A 2,750-nucleotide genomic window follows, 5' to 3' on the forward strand; every position below is an offset into this window, starting at 1 on the left:
GAGTCGTTCGCGATTACGGCGCCGGCATCGTCGTGCCGGACGACTCTGCGCAGGCGCTGGCTGAGGCGATGCAGCGGCTGGCATCCGAGCCGACGCTGGCAGAGCGGATGGGCCGGCACGCGCTGGCCGCCGTGCGCGAGAAGTTCAGCATCGATGCGGTAGCCGACATCCTCGAAGGAAGGTATGGAGCGGCCACCGTCACGACAAAGGCCATTCATCCCGCATGACGGGACTTCACCGCTAGTTACCGGGTTAGAAGCTGCGGCGCCGGCATCCTCAGCTCAGACATCAATTGCTCGACTTCTTTTCGGTATCGGGCGATGTTACCGAGTTTGACATCTTCGTATCCGCGCACGATATCCGGTAGCTGGGCGACGCGGACCGCGAGCGCGTGATTTTCCGGAGTCATGATGACGGCGACAGCGTCCATCCACGCTCGGTACTCCACGATCAACTGCCGTTCCATACGACGAATGTGGGTGTGGCCGAACGGATCCCAAAAGCTGCCACGGAGAAACCGCAGGGTGGCTAGCGCCCGGAAGAACGGCCGCACCCATGGACCCAAGGTGAGCTTCCGATTCATACCCATTGCCCGCAGGAACGGTGGATGCAGCTTATAAGACACCCGCGCGTTCGACCCGAACGCTTCGCGCACCCGAACGTCGACCTCTTGGTCCAGGCAGAGTCGCGGCACCTCGTACTCGTCTTTGTATGCCATGAGCTTATGCAGATTCCGAGCGACGCTTCTGGTCAGGTCATCAACACCGGGCGCCTTCGTAGCTTCTGCGACACGAATCCGCTCGACGAACTCTGCGTAGTGTTGAGCGTACCGGCGACTCTGATAGGCGATCAGATCGGAGACGCGCACCGCGACGTCCTTGCCGAGCGGCGATTCGGGCACTGCCCTAACTATCGCTGCAATGCGACGGGCATCGTCCGATATGGGCTTGGGCCGACGTTCATTTCGCAACTGTGCGACGGCGGCGTCCAAATCGGCTGGTGCAGCGACGGCTTGGCGACCACGGCGGAATGCTTGCAGATTCTCTTGCACCTTAACGCCGCTGCCGCGAATGGCTTCCTCGATGTGTTCGGCGCGTAGGGGCAGTTTGCCGGCTTGGTACGCCGCACCCACCAACAGCATGTTCGCGAACTGATCCTGGCCGAACAAGGTCGTGGCCAGCTTACGGGCATCGAGGATCACGGCGTGCTCGGCGCGCGTGGCCTCGAGTATCGGCGCTATCGCCTCACTGAATGCCGGGAACGTGGTGTCCGGGTCGACGACCATTTGGCCGGTTGGCACCGCCGACGAAGAGACGACCGCAACCGTGCGGTGCGGATCGGCAGCGAGCAGGTAGCCAGCCTCGGCCGCGACCAACAAATCGCAACCTAGGTACAGGTCGCATTCGCCCTCGCCGGCGCGGCTCGCCACCGCTGTCGAATGATCGAAGATCTTTATGTCGGAAACCACCGCTCCGCCTTTTTGGGCCAGGCCGGTCTGGTCCAGAGTGCGAACATAGCGCCCTGCCATCGTCGCGGCTGCGGCCAGCGTCTGGGCGATCGTGACAACACCGGATCCGCCGATGCCGGTGATTCGGGTGGTATGCGGCGCGGCGGCCAGCTGAGGCGGTTCGGGAAGATCAGCCGTCTCGAGTTCCCTCACCGCCACCTTTGCGGGGCTCGAGCGGCTAGGCACTATTGTCATGAAGGCCGGGCAGTCTCCTTTGAGGCAGGAGAAGTCGAAATTGCACGAAGATTGGTCGATCCGCGTTTTCCGACCGAACTCGGTATCGATCGGCTGAACCGACAGGCAGTTTGACTTGGCGCCGCAGTCTCCGCAGCCCTCGCATACGCGCTCGTTGATCATGACGCGTTGAGCGGGTTGAACTACCTTGCCGCGCTTGCGCTTACGACGCAGCTCGGTAGCGCATTCCTGATCGTGGATGATGACCGTGACACCAGGTGTGGCAGCCAGCGTCCGCTGCGCCTCGTCCAGACGATCGCGATGCCAGCAGCGCACACCACGCGGTAGATCGTTGCGGCGGTAGCGTTTCGGGTCGTCAGTGGTGACGATGATCCGCGTGACCCCCTCGGCAAGCAATGCCCGCGCGAGATCCTTCACGCTGAGCGCGCCTTCGGGCTGCTGACCGCCCGTCATCGCGACCGCGGAGTTGTAGAGGATTTTGTAGGTGATGTGGGAGCCAGCTGCGACGGCGGCGCGCACCGCGAGGCTGCCGGAGTGATGAAAAGTGCCATCCCCCAGGTTCTGGATCAAATGGGACTGGTGGACAAAAGGACTCATTCCGATCCACTGCGCGCCCTCGCCGCCCATCTGAGTCAGCCCGGTGATGCTGCCCACCAGTTTCTCGTCCATGAGCGTGACTAGACCGTGGCACCCGATGCCGGCGCCGACCAACGAGCCATCAGGCGCCTTCGTCGACGAATTGTGCGGACACCCCGAACAGAAATAAGGGCTGCGAGTTACCAAGGGAAGCGCCAGCCGCGATTTCGGTGATTGGCGCCCGTTGAGCCACTCCCGGACCGAGGGAAGCTCGCTGTGGCCCAGCAGAATTCCCGCAAGCACGGGGGCGATCGTGTCGGCGGTGAGTTCGCCGTTGCGTGGGAAGACCGGGCCGTCCTCGATATTCCGCTTGCCGACGATCAACGGGCCGCCCTCGTTGTGACCGTAAAGCAGGTCGCGGATAGCGGTTTCAATGAACGGCCGTTTGTCCTCCACCACGATGATCTTCTGC

General features: G+C 62.8%; 1 protein-coding gene and 1 pseudogene. One reads left to right on the plus strand and one right to left on the minus strand.

The features are described from left to right. Positions 1-227: pseudogene (locus tag WAN02_RS21980) on the plus strand (hypothetical protein); the annotation flags it as partial. A 17-nt stretch (positions 228-244) separates the two neighbouring features. On the opposite strand, the gene WAN02_RS21985 reads toward WAN02_RS21980, so the two are convergent. Beyond that, positions 245-2,750: indolepyruvate ferredoxin oxidoreductase family protein (locus WAN02_RS21985; RefSeq protein ID WP_422266349.1), on the minus strand; the 2,506-nt coding region annotated here is incomplete at its 5' end.

Origin of the sequence: Mycobacterium sp. (genome assembly GCF_049281135.1) — a bacterium.
Lineage (GTDB): Bacteria > Actinomycetota > Actinomycetes > Mycobacteriales > Mycobacteriaceae > Mycobacterium.